This window comes from Klebsiella sp. C349492 (assembly GCF_042055345.1).
Classification (GTDB): Bacteria; Pseudomonadota; Gammaproteobacteria; order Enterobacterales; family Enterobacteriaceae; genus Klebsiella; species Klebsiella scottii.
Genome location: NZ_JANQCE010000006.1, coordinates 194,011 through 210,450, shown reverse-complemented (window position 1 = coordinate 210,450; position 16,440 = coordinate 194,011). Strand labels below are relative to the sequence as shown.

At 56.9% G+C, this 16,440-nt stretch carries 14 protein-coding genes; 8 read left to right on the top strand and 6 right to left on the bottom strand.

The features are described from left to right. The first annotated feature begins 466 nt into the window (after positions 1 to 466). Positions 467 to 1,138, top strand: a complete 672-nt coding sequence (gene queE, locus NWP14_RS21005) for a 7-carboxy-7-deazaguanine synthase QueE (protein ID WP_041147731.1) — start codon at positions 467 to 469, stop codon at positions 1,136 to 1,138. Between the two features lie 38 nt (positions 1,139 to 1,176). Here the strand turns inward: queE and NWP14_RS21000 are convergent, their stop codons facing one another. Together NWP14_RS21000 and NWP14_RS20995 are read right to left on the bottom strand one after the other, a co-directional pair. Next, on the bottom strand, positions 1,177 to 2,655 hold the full coding sequence (locus NWP14_RS21000) for an FGGY-family carbohydrate kinase (RefSeq protein ID WP_375215920.1): 1,479 nt from the start codon (positions 2,653 to 2,655) through the stop codon (positions 1,177 to 1,179). Between the two features lie 26 nt (positions 2,656 to 2,681). Next, positions 2,682 to 3,980, bottom strand: a complete 1,299-nt coding sequence (locus tag NWP14_RS20995) for a nitrate/nitrite transporter (RefSeq protein ID WP_095098617.1) — start codon at positions 3,978 to 3,980, stop codon at positions 2,682 to 2,684. Between the two features lie 318 nt (positions 3,981 to 4,298). Between NWP14_RS20995 and NWP14_RS20990 the strand changes: the two genes are divergently transcribed. The 5 genes from NWP14_RS20990 (at position 4,299) to NWP14_RS20970 (ending at position 9,946) form a co-directional block, all read left to right on the top strand. Next, entirely contained in the window at positions 4,299 to 5,084 is a 786-nt protein-coding gene (locus NWP14_RS20990; RefSeq protein ID WP_095098614.1) for an SDR family oxidoreductase, read from the top strand. Positions 5,085 to 5,277: 193 nt separating this feature from the next. Beyond that, positions 5,278 to 6,732, top strand: coding sequence for an FAD-binding oxidoreductase (locus tag NWP14_RS20985; protein ID WP_095098611.1), 1,455 nt, complete (start codon positions 5,278 to 5,280; stop codon positions 6,730 to 6,732). A gap of 190 nt (positions 6,733 to 6,922) precedes the next feature. Then, the gene (locus tag NWP14_RS20980; RefSeq protein WP_375215919.1) at positions 6,923 to 8,335 is read left to right on the top strand and encodes an MFS transporter; all 1,413 of its coding nucleotides are present in this window, start codon (positions 6,923 to 6,925) and stop codon (positions 8,333 to 8,335) included. Beyond that, positions 8,313 to 9,095: an electron transfer flavoprotein subunit beta/FixA family protein gene (locus NWP14_RS20975; RefSeq protein ID WP_375215918.1), complete on the top strand. Its 783-nt coding sequence runs from the start codon at positions 8,313 to 8,315 to the stop codon at positions 9,093 to 9,095. Before NWP14_RS20980 ends, NWP14_RS20975 begins: the two co-directional genes overlap by 23 nt. After that, on the top strand, positions 9,092 to 9,946 hold the full coding sequence (locus tag NWP14_RS20970) for an electron transfer flavoprotein subunit alpha/FixB family protein (protein ID WP_375215917.1): 855 nt from the start codon (positions 9,092 to 9,094) through the stop codon (positions 9,944 to 9,946). The genes NWP14_RS20975 and NWP14_RS20970 overlap by 4 nt, the downstream gene beginning before the upstream one ends. On the opposite strand, the gene NWP14_RS20965 is transcribed toward NWP14_RS20970, so the two are convergent. From NWP14_RS20965 to queD, 4 genes are all read right to left on the bottom strand, one after another. Beyond that, positions 9,943 to 10,518 carry a glycerol-3-phosphate responsive antiterminator gene (locus NWP14_RS20965; RefSeq protein WP_041146964.1) on the bottom strand — a complete coding sequence of 192 codons (576 nt, stop codon included), beginning with the start codon at positions 10,516 to 10,518 and terminating at the stop codon, positions 9,943 to 9,945. The two genes, NWP14_RS20970 and NWP14_RS20965, sit on opposite strands and share 4 nt — an antisense overlap. Before the next feature lie 86 nt (positions 10,519 to 10,604). Continuing rightward, positions 10,605 to 10,865 (bottom strand): ferredoxin family protein, encoded by a 261-nt coding sequence (locus tag NWP14_RS20960; protein WP_375215916.1) that lies wholly within the window; start codon positions 10,863 to 10,865, stop codon positions 10,605 to 10,607. Then, complete coding sequence (locus tag NWP14_RS20955) at positions 10,856 to 12,127, bottom strand: FAD-dependent oxidoreductase (RefSeq protein WP_331833502.1); 1,272 nt, start codon at positions 12,125 to 12,127, stop codon at positions 10,856 to 10,858. Before NWP14_RS20955 ends, NWP14_RS20960 begins: the two co-directional genes overlap by 10 nt. A gap of 80 nt (positions 12,128 to 12,207) precedes the next feature. Further along, a complete protein-coding gene (gene queD, locus NWP14_RS20950) occupies positions 12,208 to 12,570 on the bottom strand; it encodes a 6-carboxytetrahydropterin synthase QueD (RefSeq protein ID WP_095098587.1) in 363 nt (120 codons plus the stop codon). A gap of 318 nt (positions 12,571 to 12,888) precedes the next feature. Between queD and cysJ the strand changes: the two genes are divergently transcribed. Together cysJ and cysI are read left to right on the top strand one after the other, a co-directional pair. Next, the gene (gene cysJ, locus NWP14_RS20945) at positions 12,889 to 14,688 is read left to right on the top strand and encodes an NADPH-dependent assimilatory sulfite reductase flavoprotein subunit (RefSeq protein WP_375215915.1); all 1,800 of its coding nucleotides are present in this window, start codon (positions 12,889 to 12,891) and stop codon (positions 14,686 to 14,688) included. Beyond that, on the top strand, positions 14,688 to 16,400 hold the full coding sequence (cysI, locus tag NWP14_RS20940) for an assimilatory sulfite reductase (NADPH) hemoprotein subunit (RefSeq protein ID WP_346430784.1): 1,713 nt from the start codon (positions 14,688 to 14,690) through the stop codon (positions 16,398 to 16,400). The genes cysJ and cysI overlap by 1 nt, the downstream gene beginning before the upstream one ends. Positions 16,401 to 16,440: the final 40 nt, after the last annotated feature.

Sequence of the window (16,440 nt, the reverse complement as noted above, 5' to 3'; positions counted from 1 at the left end):
TCGAGTGGATTCTAGGCGGGCTAAACTAAACGGCGGGTAAATGGAAAATGGGCCATTTAAACCAATTCTTAAGACTGTTTTAAGGTTATGAACGGGCGTGGATTGGATTCGACATCAGGCTATTTATAAAGATTCGAACTTTCATGTATCAGTTTGTACATTAATGATTTTATTGATTATTTTATTTATTTCTCAGGTTTTAATATTTTTCATTAATGTAATATTTAAAATTTTTTGTTACATCAAAGGCGCGAATCTAAAAAATAAAATGAATTATTAATACGGTGCGGATAATCCATAAATCTGGCAGCGTAAAGAGGAATAATAGCCGCAGTTTTATCGTCAGATGGCGGATAGGGCGTTGCTTAGGGTATGGGGGGAGAGGCGCGCGCCATCGCAGCTGAGGACAAGACCTGGGCGCGCAAATCTGCGATAATGATCGTTTAGAACCTAAACAGAGATGATTATGCAGTACCCGATTAACGAGATGTTCCAGACTTTGCAAGGCGAGGGTTACTTTACCGGCGTGCCCGCCATTTTTATTCGCCTGCAGGGATGCCCGGTTGGTTGCGCCTGGTGCGATACTAAACATACCTGGGACAAACTTGCCGATCGGGAAGTGTCGCTGTTCAGCATTCTGGCGAAAACCAAAGAGAGCGATAAATGGGGCCCGGCCAGCGGCGAAGATCTGCTGGCGATTATTGGCCGTCAGGGGTGGACCGCTCGTCACGTGGTGATCACCGGCGGCGAGCCCTGTATTCACGATCTCACCCCGTTGACGACCCTTCTTGAACATAACGGCTTCAGCTGTCAGATTGAAACCAGCGGCACCCATGAGGTGCGCTGTAGCCCGCGGGCCTGGGTGACGGTTTCCCCTAAGGTCAATATGCGCGGCGGTTACGACGTGCTGTCGCAAGCGCTGCTGCGGGCGGACGAAATCAAGCATCCGGTGGGGCGCGTGCGCGATATCGAAGCGCTGGATGAACTGCTGGAAACGCTCACCGACGACAAGCCGCGGATTATTGCTCTGCAGCCTATCAGCCAAAAAGAGGATGCGACGCGTCTGTGTATTGAGACCTGCATCGCCCGCAACTGGCGGCTATCGATGCAAACGCATAAGTATCTGAATATTGCCTGATAAATCGCCGGGTAGATGCGTTCTACCCGGCGCGTCCGCTACGCGTTCGACCAGCTTTGAATCGCGTCAACGTTTTCCAGGCTACCGTGGGTGACCGCATACGACTTTTTCAAAATCGTATCCGTATACGTGGTTAACTCCCTGAAGATCCCCTTATTTAATGCCTCATACCTGTTGGCATTCTTCTCTACTGGCATAAAGGTATCTTTTACCCGCACCATATTTGCAACCGCTGCCGCGTAGGAGGGATACAAACCCAATCCAACCGCGGCGTTGATTGCCGCCCCGAGGCTTGCACAGCCGTTAATAGCGTTGCGTCTGGCCGGCAGGTTAAATACATCGGCGAAGATCTGCATAAAGAGGTTGCTGTTCGAACCCCCGCCGGTAATGATGATATGTTTAGCGAAGTGATTCATTTCATTGCACATATTGTCGTAGTTATTTTTCAACGTCAGCGCAACGCTCTCCAGAATGGAGCGATAAATCCACGCGTAATCCATGCCGGAATCAAAACCGATCATTATCCCGCGTTTATATGGCTCCCAGGGGTTCGTTAACCAGTCCAGTACGGTCATTAAACCGTTGCAGCCCGGTGGCACCGTTGCGGCCTTTTTATTTAACAGATCTTCCGGCGACAGGCCCTGGGCCCCGGCGTCCTTAATTAAGGATTCGCCCAGCATGTCCCGCAGCCAGCTAACCGTCCACATTCCCTTGCGAATACCGTACCCCTCGTACAGCAGCGTCTCCGGAATGGAGGACATAATCGGCCAGTAGGCGACGGGATTTTTCGGCAGCGCTTTGCCGTTCATCATCAGGGCGATGTAGGTGCCTAATGAGATAACCGCCGTTTCATCATCCAGTAGCCCTGCGCCGAGCGCCTCAACCGGCTTATCGCTGGTGGTGCAGATAACGGGCAATCCTGCCGGGAAGCCGGTCGCGAGAGCCGCCTGGCCGGTGAGATGACCCAGAATTGTGCCGGGCATCTGCACGTCGAATAGCATCCGGCGCGGAATATTAAACTGCTTAACGACCTCATCATTGTCGCTCCACCCCCAGGTTTTGTAATCCACCGGCCACTGACCAAAGTAGTTGGCGATATTGTCCTTAAACTCGCCGGTTAAACGGTGCGACAGATAGCCGGAAAATGAGGTGACCCAGGCCACGTCGGGATTGGTGTGTTCATAAGGCCGGGTGACGCGGGCGTCCTGCCAGCTAATGAGCGGTTCTGCGGGCGTACCGTCGGCTTTAAGGAGCGCGCGGCAGCAGCGGATGGAGCCCAGACCGATGCCGACAATATCTTCTTTCTGGCCCGCGAACCGGCCCATCAGATCCTGCCCGGCGGCGCAGAGAGAGGTCCACAAATCATCATCAGGGTGCTCCGCCGTATCGGCGTCCGGCGTGTGCATTGGCTGCAGCAGGCCTTTTCCCTCGCAGACCACGTTTCCCTGCAGGTCGTACATCACGACCTTGGTGCTCTGGCTCCCGCCATCAATTCCAATGATGTATTTCTTCGACATTATTATTCTCCTTTAAATTTTCACCATCACTCGCCAGCAGTTTCTGCGGCCAGCGATGCCTCGCGTTCTGTCGCGGCGTCGGTGCGGCGTATTTTACGAAACAGCAAAAAGGTAAAGAGGATCACCATGCACAGCGCGGCCAGGCCCATTAGCCACATATTGTGGTAAGCGTCTGCGGCAGGGAGGGTGTCCTGCCAGTGGCCGACGATCGGATAGACAAAAACGTCAGGCAGGAAGCCAATAACCGAGCAGATACCGACGGTTGTTCCCATGATGTAGCCCGGCGTCCGCGCTTCGCCGGGGCAGGCCCAATAGAGCCCGCGCGAAGCGTAGCAGGTGAAGCCCAGCAGCAGGATCAGGCCGATCCCCATCGCAACGGACTGCGGGTTTGAATTGGTGGCTAACAGCGCTATAAGCGCCAGAACCCCCACGATCGACAGCAGCTGAATGACGCGAGTCGGGGATTTCACTCTGCTGTAGGTGGTAATAATGCCGCCCAGCGGGCCGCAAATCGCGCGGAAGATTTTGTTGATGACAATCCCCATATAGCTCGCGGCCACCAGCGACATACCGTACATCTCCGTCAGATAGTTGGTGGAGTAGCTGAGGATGGCGTAGATGGTAAAGACGCCAAAAATGACCATGCTGCAGTACCAGGTCGTGCTGATGCGCAGGACGGCGAGAATATCGCTCAGCTGAAACGCCTTTTTATCTTCCTGCGCCGCGCCGCCGCGCTGAGGCGCGTCGCTGACGAAGAACCAGCACAATATCCCCAGCAGGATATAAACCACGCTGTAAATCAGGATAACGACCTTCAGGCTGTTGCTATCGTCAGGGGCGAAGCGGGAAAATGCCCACATGGTAAATACCGCCAGCGACATAACGCCGACGCCGCGCAGCCCCTCCATCCAGCCCATGATTTTCCCCTGCTCGCTATGATCGCCGAGCAGCGAGGCGGCTTTAATTGAAACGGACCACAGCATCAGAATGGTGGTGATGGCAAAGGCGACCTGAATACAAAGCATGGCCCACAGCGGTGGATAGGTCGCCATTAATAAACCGAGCAGGCCGGTAACGATCATCGCTGAAGTAATCATTTTACGATGGGAAAATTTATCAGCAATAACCCCGCTGGGGGCGTAAAGAATAATAGCAGTAATACCGAAGGTGCTCATAATTAAGCCGATTTCGGTATTGCTAAATCCCATGAATTTTGCCATTGGGATTTGATAGATATAGCGTAAATAGGCAAGGTCAAAGCTGACGCCGCCGCTAAAGCTAATAATGGCAAGGGTTATCCAACGGCGATATGAATTCTGTTGCATATCGTGATCTCATTTTAAATAGACGAAAAAAAGAGAAAAGTAAACCGCCTTTGCAGGTGGATTACTTTTCTCTGGTCTCTAGTAATTGCGATTAGGAATAACATGTCAGCGTGGGTTTTAGTGTGAGAATAATCACGCTTCATAGCTTTGCGCATAATTTATGAATGAAATATTTATCTGTGATTGCGATCACATTAGGTGCCCGGGCGCTGTGCTAAAAAATTAGCTCAGTTACCAGAGACAATGAGAAAGGTAACTTCCCTCTCGTGGGGGAAGTTACCTTTCTTTTTTTTTGCCTAAAGGAATTTGGAGCCAACTATGTCAATCGAATCTCTTAACGCGTTCTCAATGGATTTCTTCTCTCTGAAAGGTAAAACGGCAATTGTGACCGGCGGCAATAGCGGGCTGGGTCAGGCCTTTGCTATGGCGCTGGCTAAAGCGGGAGCGAATCTGTTTATCCCAAGCGTCGTCAAGGATAACGGAGAGACGAAAGAAATTATTGAAAAACAGGGTGTTGAAGTTGAGTTTATGCAGGTGGATATTACCGCCAAAGGCGCGCCGCAGCAGATCATCGCCGCCTGCTGTGAACGCTTTGGCACGGTCGATATCCTCGTCAACAATGCCGGAATTTGTAAACTGAATAAGGTGCTGGACTTCGGGCGTGCGGATTGGGACCCGATGATCGATGTTAACCTGACGGCACCCTTCGAGCTCAGCCATGAAGCGGCAAAAATTATGATCCCGCAACACAGCGGCAAAATTATTAATATCTGCTCATTATTTTCTTACCTTGGCGGCCAGTGGTCACCGGCTTATTCTGCAACTAAGCACGCGCTTGCCGGTTTTACTAAGGCATATTGCGACGAGCTTGGTCAGTATAATATCCAGGTCAACGGTATCGCCCCGGGATATTATGCAACCGATATTACGCTGGCGACCCGCAGCAATCCCGAAACCAATCAGCGAGTGCTGGACCATATTCCGGCAAACCGCTGGGGCGATACTCAGGACCTAATGGGCGCAGCCGTATTCTTAGCCAGTCAGGCATCCAATTATGTTAACGGCCATCTGTTGGTTGTCGACGGCGGTTATCTGGTACGTTAATTCTTAACCGGTGGTTTCTGTATTTTTATTAATTATGTCACAAAATATCATTCAGGATGCATCGAGGCCGTAAGGAAATAAATCTCCGGTAATATAGAACGCAATGTTATTGGGGTTTATAAAAGCCGTTAATAAAGAGGCAGCTTGAAGGATGAAGTGTCTGTTCCGAATTAATTATCAGGAAGGTATTACTATGTCTTTATCCCGTGAAGCGATTGTTGACCAGTTAAAAGAAATCGTCGGTTCCGATCGCGTGATCACCGATGAAACCGTTTTAAAGCGCAACAGTATTGACCGCTTTCGTAAATATGCCGACATCCACGGCGTCTTTACGCTGCCGCTGCCCGCCGCGGTCGTTAAGCTAGGCTCGACCGAACAGGTTTCTGACGTACTGTCCTTTATGAACCAGCATAAGATCAACGGCGTACCGCGTACCGGCGCCTCGGCGACCGAAGGTGGCCTCGAAACCGTCGTGGAAAATTCTGTGGTGCTGGACGGTGCCGGGATGAACCAAATCCTGAATATTGATATTGAAAATATGCAGGCAACCGCGCAGTGCGGCGTGCCGCTGGAAATTCTCGAAAACGCGCTGCGGGCAAAAGGCTACACCACCGGGCACTCGCCGCAGTCCAAGCCGCTGGCGCAGATGGGCGGCCTGGTGGCAACCCGCAGCATCGGCCAGTTTTCCACGCTCTACGGGGCGATCGAAGATATGGTAGTCGGGCTTGAGGCCGTGCTGCCCGACGGCACCGTCACCCGCATCAAAAACGTTCCGCGCCGCGCCGCCGGGCCCGATATTCGCCATATCATCATCGGCAACGAAGGTGCGCTGTGCTATATCACCGAAGTGACGGTGAAAATCTTCAGGTTCACGCCGGAAAATAACCTGTTCTACGGCTACGTGCTGGACGATATGAAGGTGGGCTTCAGCATCCTGCGCGAGGTCATGGTGGAAGGTTATCGCCCGTCGATCGCCCGTCTGTACGATGCCGAGGACGGCACCCAGCACTTTACCCATTTTGCCGATGGCAAATGCGTGCTGATCTTTATGGCCGAAGGCAACCCGCTGATGGCGAAAGCAACCGGGGAAGGTATTGCGCAGGTTGTCGCGCGCTATCCGCAGTGCCGGCGCGTAGACAGCAAGCTGATCGAAACCTGGTTCAACCACCTCAACTGGGGCCCGGAAAAAGTGGCTGCCGAACGCGTACAGATCCTCAAAACCGGCAATATGGGCTTTACCACGGAGGTGTCGGGCTGCTGGAGCTGCATCAATGAGATCTATGAAAGCGTAATCAACCGCATCCGCACCGAGTTCCCGCACGCGGACGATATCACCATGCTGGGCGGCCACTCTTCTCATAGCTATATGAACGGCACCAACATGTACTTCGTCTACGACTACAACGTGGTGGACTGTAAGCCGGAAGAGGAAATTGATAAATACCATAACCCGCTCAACAAGATCATTTGCGAAGAGACCATTCGCCTCGGCGGCTCAATGGTGCATCACCACGGAATCGGTAAACATCGCGTTCACTGGAGCAAGCTGGAGCACGGCAGCGCGTGGCCGCTGCTGGAAGGGCTGAAGAAGCAGTTTGATCCAAACGGAATTATGAATACCGGAACGATTTACCCGATTGAAAAATAATAGTTATATCCAAAATAATTCGAGTTGCTTGCAGGCGGCAAGAGAGTCAATCCCCTGGAGCATAGATAGCTATGTTGGGTGAGCGACAAATCTGTCCGGAACAGATTTGAACGCCGTGTAGCGGCGGTCCTCAAGGGCGAGGCTCATGGATGAGCCGGGTAACAAAGCTAACCCACAAGCCGCTTGAGGTATGACGGGTATATACGGCTTCTCAACCGGGAAGCCGCCTTTACCGGACCATGAAGGGGTAGAAATGAACGCTTCACCGGTGAGAATGGACGACCTGCCGCTTAACGGTTTTCACTGCCGGATTGCTGCACTAACCTTCGGCGCGCACCTGGTTGACGGCTACGTCCTCGGCGTCATCGGTTACGCCATTATCCAGCTGACCCCCGCCATGCACCTGACGCCTTTTATGGCCGGGATGATCGGCGGGGCGGCGCTGCTTGGGCTGTTTATTGGTAGCCTGACCCTTGGGTGGGTCTCGGATCGCATTGGCCGCCAGAAGATTTTCAACCTCAGCTTTGTCCTGATTACCATCGCTTCTTTTCTGCAGTTTTTTGCCACCACGCCTGAACAGCTTATTGGCCTGCGGATCCTGATAGGCATTGGGCTGGGCGGGGATTACTCCGTGGGCCATACGCTGCTCGCCGAATTTGCGCCGCGCCGGCATAGGGGCATCCTGCTCGGGGCGTTTAGCGTGGTGTGGACCATCGGGTACGTTCTGGCAAGCCTCGCCGGGCACCACTTTATTAGCGAAAACCCGGAGGCCTGGCGCTGGCTGCTGGCCTCATCCGCGCTACCGGCGCTGTTAATCACGCTGCTGCGCTGGGGGACGCCGGAGTCTCCGCGCTGGCTATTACGCCAGGGCCGCTTCGCCGAGGCTCATGCGGTGGTGCGCCGCTGCTTTGGCCCGCACGTGCTGCTCGGCGACGAGGTGGTGACGGCAACCAATAAACGGATCAGAACGCTGTTTTCACCGCGCTACTGGCGGCGAACGGCATTTAACAGCATCTTCTTTGTCTGCCTGGTGATCCCGTGGTTCGTTATCTATACCTGGCTGCCCACCATCGCGGAAACCATCGGTCTTGAAGATGCGCTGACCGCCAGCCTGCTGCTGAATGCGCTGCTGATCGTTGGCGCGCTGCTGGGCCTGGTATTAACCCATCTGCTGGCCCATCGTCATTTCCTGCTCGGCAGCTTTCTGCTGCTGGCGACGACGCTACTCGTCATGGCCTGCCTGCCGGCAGGCAGCCCCTGGACGCTGCTGCTTTTTATCCTGTTTAGTACCACGATTTCGGCAGTCAGCAACCTGGTGGGGATTTTACCGGCGGAAAGCTTTCCTACGGATATCCGCTCGCTGGGCGTTGGCTTCGCAACCGCCATGAGCCGGCTTGGGGCCGCGATCGGCACCGGCCTGCTGCCCTGGACCCTGGCGCAGTGGGGGATGACGGTCACCCTTTTGCTACTGGCCGGCGTACTGCTGATCGGCTTTGTGGTGACCTGGCTGTGGGCCCCGGAAACCAAAGCGCTGCCGCTGGCTGCTGCCGGGAGCGGCGACAAAAGACAAGGAGGAGCGAATGAACATTCTGTTGGCGTTTAAGCCGGAGCCTGACGCCGGCATGCTGGCGGAAAAGGACTGGCAGGCCGCCGCGCTGGATACCTGCGGGCCGGATGTCGCACTATTGCGCAGCGCTATCGGCGCCGATGAGCAGGCCGCCGCCGCGCTGCTGCTGGCCCAGCGCAATGCGGGCTGCGAGATGACCTTGAGCGCACTAAGCATTGGCGACGAGCGCGCGCTGCACTGGCTGCGCTACTTTGCCGCGCTGGGGTTTGACCAGCGGGTGCTGCTGGAGACGGCAGCGGATCTGCGCTTTGCGCCATCGTTTATCGCCGGACAGATTGCCGGCTGGCAGCGCGGCCACGGCGGGGAGCTGATCGTGACCGGCTGTCAGAGCAGCGAAGGGCAAAATGGCCAGACGCCGTTTCTGCTGGCGGAAATGCTCAACTGGCCCTGTTTCACCCAGGTTGAACGCTTTACGCTCGAACCGCCTTTCGCCGTTGTCGAGCAGCGAACGGACTCCGGCATCCGCCGCTGCCGGGTGCGGCTACCGGCGGTGATTGCCGTCAGGCAGTGCGGCGAAGTGGCGCTCCCGGTACCCGGCATGCGCCAGCGCCTGGCGGCGGCAAAGGCGGACATCGTGCGCCAGGCGGCGACCGTTGAGGCGACGTCTGACGTTCAGTGCCTGCGCCTGATGCGCCCGGCGCCGCGGCGCGCGGCCGTTATCGTTGAGGGCGCGACGGCGCAGGAGAAAGCCGGGGCGCTATGGGAGAACTATTTATGCCAGAGGATGCGGCCATGAAGATAGCGATAGTTATGGCGGCCGGCGATCGCGCCGCGATGGGCGGCTGGCTGGCGGCAAACGATCTCGCTGCGGCGGATCTCGAGCGCTGGACGCCAGACGCCGGGGCGGAGGTTGCCGGGCAGCTTCTGGATGCGCTGGTCGCTCAGTGGCGACAGACGCCGGTGGATATGGTGCTATTCCCGGCGGGAGCGCTGGCCGATGAGCTGGCCACGCGGCTGGCCTGGCGCCTGCGGGGAGGCAGCGTATGCCAGGTGCAATCGCTGAACGTGCCGGAGGGCCGGGTGACAAAGTCTCATTGGGGCAACGCGCTGACGGCCACGCTGGAGGTGAGCGCCCGGCCGCTGTGCCTCTCCCTGGCGCGCCAGCCCGGAGGGAATGCGTCCGGGGATTTTCCTGACGGCCTGCCTGAGCGCCGTATCGTACCGGCGGCGCAGCCCGAGTGGCTGACGGAGATTGAGCGCGTTGAGCGCGCGGGCGCGCACCCTTTGCTGGCGGCGGAGCGGGTGCTGGTTGTCGGGCAGGGCGGGGAAGAGGCCGATGCGGGAGGCATTGCGGCGCTTGCGCAAAACCTGGGCGCGGAAGCGGGCTACAGCCGAGCGCGAGTGATGAATGGCGGCTATGATGCCGATCGCCTGGTGGGTATTTCCGGCCATCTGCTGGCCCCGGATATCTGCATTGTGGCGGGGGCATCGGGGGCGGCGGCGCTGATGGCGGGAGTGCGCGGGAGCCGATTTATCGTGGCGATTAATCATGACGCCAGCGCGCCGGTATTTTCTCAGGCGGATGTCGGCATCGTGGATGACTGGCTACCGGTACTGAAAGCACTGGTAGCCTGTACGCAGGATTAATTAAGCTGCTTCGCTAATTTCCAGACGCCGGTGTTGGTGGTCGACAGGGCCGCCACGCCGGCTTTCATCGCATTACGCGCATCCTCTTCGTCGCAGACCAGGCCGCCGGCAATCAGCGGCTGGTGAATCTTCTCCGTCACCCATCCCAGCACTTTTGGCATGCAGCCCGGCAGGATTTCAATACAGTCCGGGTTGGACTGCGCCACCTGCTTGTCGATATTGTGAAAGGAAATAGAGTCGACGATAAACAGGCGATGAATGCAGAAAAAGCCTTCCGCTCTGGCCGCTTTTAGCATCGGCGCTTTGGTGCTGATGATCCCGTCCGCTTCGGTAACCAGCTTCAAAAACTGAATCACCACCTCTTTATTCGACGCCCCCTCCAGCAGGTCGACATGAATAAACGCGTATTTACCGGCGTTTTTGATTTTCTTCACGATGTTGCTGATGGTGCAGATATTACCGTACAGCACGGAAATAAACTGGCACTCGGAATCGATGGCTAACTGCAGGCTGGCGTTATCTTTGACGGCCGCAATGACCGGATTTTGTCGTAGCAGGTGTAACAGGGGCATGATGTGTCCTTCGTATTTTACTCGTTATAATTCAGGCTGCGGGGGCGCGAGCGTTCCTGCAGCCTGAATTATAACGAGTCGTTTTATTAGCCGAAACGGAACGTAATACCGAATCCAGAGTCAGGATAGCGCCATTCTTTGAGCGTTGCCTCATCGCATAATAGCCGGCAGGTGCCGCACTCCAGGCATCCCCGATAGTCGACCTGCACGCCGCCTTCCGCCGTTCGCGAAAAAAGCCCGGCGGGACAGGATGCAATGAGCCGTTCGACGACTTCCAGGTCGGGCGCAGCCGCCGGGACAATATGCGGGTCGTCGGCGGGACGCCAGACGTTACGTGCTACAGACATCGTAAGCTCCGGATAAGATCGCCTGCCAGATGGCGCAGGCCATGACGGCGAAGATGACGCCAGACTATCTGGCGCAGCGGCGGGACCGGGCCTTCGCCCTGCTGCCAGAGTTCGCGGGAGATATCGTCCATCAGCGCGGGCCATCGGCGATACCAGCCGGGGCGCTGCAGCAGCGCGGGAACGTGCCGGTAGCGCTGGAGCACGTCCCACAGCAGGCTGCGCTCGATCTCCTGATGGTATTGCGCGAACAGATTTTGCGGCGCGCCGTGCCGACAGGCCTGGATTAACGTTTGCGCCGCCGCCTGGGCGCCGATTAAGGCCATGTCCATCCCGCGCACGGTGAAGCCGGTATTGACGCAGGTGCGCAGCGCGTCGCCGACCAGCAGCCAGCCTTCTCCGGCATACTGCGCCGGCATGCCGTGCAGGCCGCCTTCAGGTACCAGATGCGCGCCATATTCCAGCGTTTCGCTACCGTGCAGCAGAGGACGCAGGGCCGGATGCGATTTGAGACGATCCAGCAGCCCGGAGGCAGGAACCGCACCTTTTCCCAGCGAGGAGAGTGGACATACGATACCGAATGAGAGCGTATCCTGATTGGTATAAAGGAACGCGCCGCCGGGTAAATCGCCGCAGACTCCGCCGGTGAATATCATGGCGGAGCCCTCGTTGCCCTCGAGGCGGAAACGATCCTCCAGCGTCTTGCGCTCCATCGCCAGCACCGCTTTGATCCCCAGCGCCATGGCGGTTGGGGACGGGCGAGGGAGTAAACCGTGACGCTCCGCCAGCTCGCTGTTGGCCCCTTCCGCCAGCACGACATAGCGGGCGCGCAGCGTTTCGTTATCGCAAATGACCCCGCAAACCCGGCCGTTTTCGCGATACAGCGCCGCGACCGTCGCGCCGGTAATACACTGTACGCCTTCGCCTTCGGCCTGGTTAACCAGCCACGGATCGAAACGGGCGCGCAGTAAACTCCAGGAGTCGCCGCCGGGCTGAAGGCTGGAATAGGTTGTGGCGCCCTCGTCGGTCAGCAGGGTCAGGTTTTCCTGGGTGATACGGCGTTCAAGCGGCGCGGATTGTTGAAAATGAGGGAGAAGTTCGGCGAGAGCGCGGCAGTACAGGCGCCCGCCGGAGAGGTTTTTGCTGCCGGGAAGTTCGCCGCGTTCGAGCAGCAGGACCGAAAGTCCTGCCCGCGCGCAGCGTAGAGCACAAGCGGTGCCGGCTATCCCTGCACCGATGATAATAATATCAAAATCGTCAGCCATATTGCGCCCCAGATACCCAGAGCGCATAGGCTAGCATGGCGTTATCTAAGGAATATTGACCATCGACACAAAGGCTTTAATCACTCGCCGCGATAGACGCAGCCCGCCGTGCAGGTCTCTTTAATCATCACCGCGCTCAGCAGCGGCACAACGGGTTTAATCTGTTGCCAAATCCAGCGCGACAGAACTTCGCTGGTCGGGTTCTCCAGCCCTGGAATATCGTTCAGATAGTAGTGATCCAGGCGATCGTAGGTCGGCTTGAAGGCGGCTTTAAGCTCGGCAAAATCCATGATCCAACCTGTATGAGGATCGACTTCGCCGGTAATCTCCAGACGTACCATAAAAGAGTGACCGTGCAGGCGACCGCACTTATGACCTTCCGGTACGTGGGGCAGGCGGTGGGCGGCCTCGAAGGTAAAATCTTTAAACAGGGTGGTGGACATCTTTTACTCTCAATAAGACAAAAAACCGCCGTAGGGTACCGGAAAGTACATTTTTTAGCATTAACTAAAACGGCCCTGAGCGGAAAATCGCCGCATCCGCCGCGCTGATGCATATTATCTCTTTATATTTCATGTGGTTATTTAATCGATTTTGTTGTTAATAACTATAGATAAAACAGGTTAGTTCATTTGGTTATTTGTTATTTCCATCCCTTATTTAATTGTTACTATCAGCGCCGTTAACCTTACATTCTCTTCTGTTTTTGCCGCGCTGACAGGGTGCGAATAACAGCTTTGCTTACTGGAACATAACGACGCATGACGACACAGGTCCCACCTTCCAATTTGCTGCCGCTCAACCCGGAGCAAATGGCGCGCCTGCAGGCGGCCACGACAGACTTCACTCCGACCCAGCTTGCCTGGGTTTCCGGCTATTTTTGGGGCGTGCTGAATCAGCACCCCGGCGCGGTGGCTGCCGCTCCGGCCCCGGCTGCGGAAGTCCCGAGCATTACGCTGCTTTCCGCCTCGCAAACCGGCAACGCCCGCCGCGTGGCAGAAGCGCTGCGTGACGACCTTCAGGCAGCGCAGCTGAACGTCAAGCTGGTTAACGCAGGCGACTATAAATTCAAACAAATAGCCTCCGAAAAACTGCTGATCGTCGTGACCTCAACCCAGGGCGAAGGTGAGCCGCCGGAAGAAGCCGTCGCGCTGCATAAATTCCTGCTCTCGAAAAAAGCGCCGAAGCTCGAAGGCACCGCTTTTGCGGTCTTTGGCCTGGGCGATACCTCCTACGAATTCTTCTGCCAGTCGGGTAAAGACTTCGACAGCAGGCTGGCCGAGCTGGGCGGGGAGCGTCTGCTCGATCGCGTTGACTCCGACGTTGAATATCAGGGCGCCGCGGCCGAATGGCGCACCCGCGTGGTCGAGGTGCTGAAAGCCCGCGCCCCGGCGGCGACGCCGGCTCAGCTGGCGACAAGCGGCGCGGTCAATGACATTCACACCAGCCCCTATACCAAAGAAGCGCCGCTGACCGCGACGCTTTCGGTAAACCAAAAAATTACCGGTCGCGATTCGGAAAAAGACGTGCGCCACGTTGAAATCGATCTTGGCGACTCCGGCCTGCGCTATCAGCCCGGCGATGCGCTGGGCGTCTGGTATCAGAACGATCCGGCGCTGGTCAACGAGCTGGCCGAACTGCTGTGGCTGAAGGGCGACGAGCCGGTTAGCGTAGACGGCAAGACGCTGCCGCTGGCCGAAGCGCTGACGTGGCACTTTGAGCTGACGGTGAACACCGCCAACATCGTGGAGAACTATGCCACCCTAACGCGCAGCGAAACGCTGCTGCCGCTGGTGGGCGATAAAGCGCAGCTGCAGCACTACGCCGCTACCACGCCGATCGTCGATATGGTGCGCTTCTCTCCGGCGCAGCTGGATGCCCAGGCGCTGATTGACCTGCTGCGCCCGCTCACGCCGCGCCTGTACTCGATTGCCTCGTCGCAGGCGGAAACGGAAAACGAAGTTCACGTGACTGTCGGCGTTGTGCGCTATGAGATCGAAGGCCGCGCGCGCGCCGGCGGCGCTTCCAGCTTCCTTGCCGATCGCGTGGAAGAAGATGGCGAAGTCCGCGTCTTTATCGAACACAATGATAACTTCCGCCTGCCTGCTAATCCGCAGACGCCGGTCATCATGATTGGCCCGGGTACCGGCATTGCGCCATTCCGCGCATTTATGCAGCAGCGCGCGGCGGAAGGCGCCGAGGGCAAGAACTGGCTGTTCTTCGGCAACCCGCACTTTACGGAAGATTTCCTTTACCAGGTTGAATGGCAAAGCTACGTCAAAGAGGGCGTACTGAGCCGCATCGATCTGGCCTGGTCCCGCGATCAACAACAAAAAGTCTATGTTCAGGACAAGCTGCGCGAGCAGGGGGCCGAACTGTGGCGCTGGATTAATGACGGCGCCCATATTTATGTCTGCGGCGACGCCAATCGCATGGCGAAAGACGTTGAACAGACGCTGCTGGAAGTGATTGCCGAATTCGGCGCGATGGACGCCGAAGCGGCGGACGAATTTTTAAGTGAGCTGCGCGTTGAGCGCCGTTATCAGCGAGATGTCTACTAATGAGCGAAAAACATCCTGGACCGCTGGTGGTCGAAGGTAAACTGACCGACGCCGAGCGTATGAAGGTAGAGAGCAACTACCTGCGCGGCACCATCGCGGAAGACTTAAACGACCCCCTCACCGGTGGCTTTAAAGGCGATAACTTCCTGCTGATCCGCTTTCACGGCATGTATCAGCAGGATGACCGCGACATCCGCGCCGAACGCGCGGCGCAGAAGCTCGAGCCGCGTCACGCGATGCTGCTCCGCTGCCGCCTGCCGGGCGGGGTGATCACCACCAAACAGTGGCAGGCGATCGATAAGTTTGCCGCCGATAACACGATCTACGGCAGCATTCGTCTGACCAACCGTCAGACCTTCCAGTTCCACGGCATTCTGAAGAAGAATGTCAAGCCGGTGCACCAGATGCTGCACTCGGTGGGGCTGGACGCGCTGGCGACGGCCAACGATATGAACCGTAACGTGCTGTGCACCTCTAACCCCAACGAGTCTCAGCTCCATGCTGAAGCCTACGAGTGGGCGAAAAAAATCTCCGAGCACCTGCTGCCGCGCACCCGCGCCTATGCGGAGATCTGGCTCGATCAGAAGAAGGTGGCCACCACGGACGAAGAGCCGATCCTTGGCCAGACCTATCTGCCGCGTAAGTTCAAAACCACCGTGGTTATCCCGCCGCAGAACGATATCGATCTGCACGCCAACGACATGAACTTCGTGGCGATTGCCGAAAACGGCAAGCTGGTGGGCTTTAACCTGCTGGTGGGCGGCGGTCTGTCTATTGAGCACGGCAACAAGAAAACCTACGCGCGCACCGCCAGCGAATTCGGCTACCTGCCGCTTGAGCACACTCTGGCCGTGGCGGAAGCGGTGGTCACTACCCAGCGCGACTGGGGCAACCGTACCGACCGCAAAAATGCGAAAACGAAATACACCCTGGAACGCGTTGGCGTTGAAACCTTCAAGGCCGAAGTTGAGCGTCGTGCCGGCATTAAATTCGAGCCGATCCGTCCGTATGAGTTTACCGGTCGCGGCGATCGGATTGGCTGGGTGAAAGGTATCGACAATAACTGGTACCTGACGCTGTTTATTGAAAACGGTCGTATCCTTGATTATCCGGGGCGTCCGCTGAAGACGGGCCTGCTGAAGATTGCGAAGATCCACAAAGGCGAGTTCCGTATTACGGCGAACCAAAACCTGATTATTGCCGGCGTGCCGGAAGATCAGAAGGCGAAGATCGAAAAGCTGGCTCGCGATCACGGGCTGATGAATAGCGTCACCCCGCAGCGTGAAAACTCGATGGCCTGCGTCTCTTTCCCGACCTGCCCGCTGGCGATGGCCGAAGCGGAGCGCTTCCTGCCGTCATTTATTGATAAGGTGGACGGCGTGATGAGCAAGTACGGCGTGGGCGAGGAGCATATCGTCACCCGCGTGACCGGCTGCCCGAACGGCTGCGGCCGCGCCCTGCTGGCGGAGGTTGGGCTGATCGGTAAAGCGCCGGGCCGTTACAACCTGCACCTTGGCGGCAACCGCAGCGGAACGCGCATTCCGCGCATGTATCGCGAAAATATTACCGAGTCGGAAATTCTCGATTCGATAGACGAACTGGTCGGGCGCTGGGCGAAAGAGCGCGAAGCGGGTGAAGGCTTCGGCGACTTTACGGTGCGTGCGGGTATCGTGCGTCCGGTGCTCGATCCAGCCCGTGATTTCTGGGAATAAACCTATTCATCTGCGCCTGACGATTCCCTCCCTGCTTACG

Coding starts and splice junctions, on each gene's coding strand:
- queE (WP_041147731.1), top strand. CDS start 467: ATGCAGTACCCGATTAACGAGATGTTCCAGACTTTGCAAGGCGAGGGT.
- NWP14_RS21000 (WP_375215920.1), bottom strand. CDS start 2,655: ATGTCGAAGAAATACATCATTGGAATTGATGGCGGGAGCCAGAGCACC.
- NWP14_RS20995 (WP_095098617.1), bottom strand. CDS start 3,980: ATGCAACAGAATTCATATCGCCGTTGGATAACCCTTGCCATTATTAGC.
- NWP14_RS20990 (WP_095098614.1), top strand. CDS start 4,299: ATGTCAATCGAATCTCTTAACGCGTTCTCAATGGATTTCTTCTCTCTG.
- NWP14_RS20985 (WP_095098611.1), top strand. CDS start 5,278: ATGTCTTTATCCCGTGAAGCGATTGTTGACCAGTTAAAAGAAATCGTC.
- NWP14_RS20980 (WP_375215919.1), top strand. CDS start 6,923: ATGACGGGTATATACGGCTTCTCAACCGGGAAGCCGCCTTTACCGGAC.
- NWP14_RS20975 (WP_375215918.1), top strand. CDS start 8,313: ATGAACATTCTGTTGGCGTTTAAGCCGGAGCCTGACGCCGGCATGCTG.
- NWP14_RS20970 (WP_375215917.1), top strand. CDS start 9,092: ATGAAGATAGCGATAGTTATGGCGGCCGGCGATCGCGCCGCGATGGGC.
- NWP14_RS20965 (WP_041146964.1), bottom strand. CDS start 10,518: ATGCCCCTGTTACACCTGCTACGACAAAATCCGGTCATTGCGGCCGTC.
- NWP14_RS20960 (WP_375215916.1), bottom strand. CDS start 10,865: ATGTCTGTAGCACGTAACGTCTGGCGTCCCGCCGACGACCCGCATATT.
- NWP14_RS20955 (WP_331833502.1), bottom strand. CDS start 12,127: ATGGCTGACGATTTTGATATTATTATCATCGGTGCAGGGATAGCCGGC.
- queD (WP_095098587.1), bottom strand. CDS start 12,570: ATGTCCACCACCCTGTTTAAAGATTTTACCTTCGAGGCCGCCCACCGC.
- cysJ (WP_375215915.1), top strand. CDS start 12,889: ATGACGACACAGGTCCCACCTTCCAATTTGCTGCCGCTCAACCCGGAG.
- cysI (WP_346430784.1), top strand. CDS start 14,688: ATGAGCGAAAAACATCCTGGACCGCTGGTGGTCGAAGGTAAACTGACC.